The organism is Citrobacter sp. Cb031, assembly GCF_030336725.1.
GTDB classification, from domain to species: domain Bacteria; phylum Pseudomonadota; class Gammaproteobacteria; order Enterobacterales; family Enterobacteriaceae; genus Citrobacter; species Citrobacter braakii.
Map to the genome: position 1 here is coordinate 1 of NZ_JAOWDA010000009.1, position 298 is coordinate 298.

Below are 298 nucleotides of genomic sequence, written 5' to 3' on the forward strand. Positions count from 1 at the left end.
CTTTGTAGTGCTCACACAGATTGTCTGATGAAAAGTAAATAGCAAGGCGTCTTGCGATTGAGACTTCAGTGTCCCCTTCGTCTAGAGGCCCAGGACACCGCCCTTTCACGGCGGTAACAGGGGTTCGAATCCCCTAGGGGACGCCACTTGCTGGTATGTGTGAGTGAAAGTCGCCGACCGAAGTATCTCAAAACAGACTTTCGAGTCTCGTTTGAGATATTTGCTCTTTAAAAATCTGGATCAAGCTGAAAATTGAAACGACACACTGTTTCATTTCTCCGTAAACAAGAAATGAAAA

Annotated in this window: 1 tRNA gene; it reads left to right on the forward strand. The window is 45.6% G+C overall.

Annotated features, from left to right (window positions below):
• The first annotated feature begins 70 nt into the window (after positions 1-70).
• Positions 71-146 (forward strand) — tRNA-Glu (locus OGV93_RS01240).
• Positions 147-298: the final 152 nt, after the last annotated feature.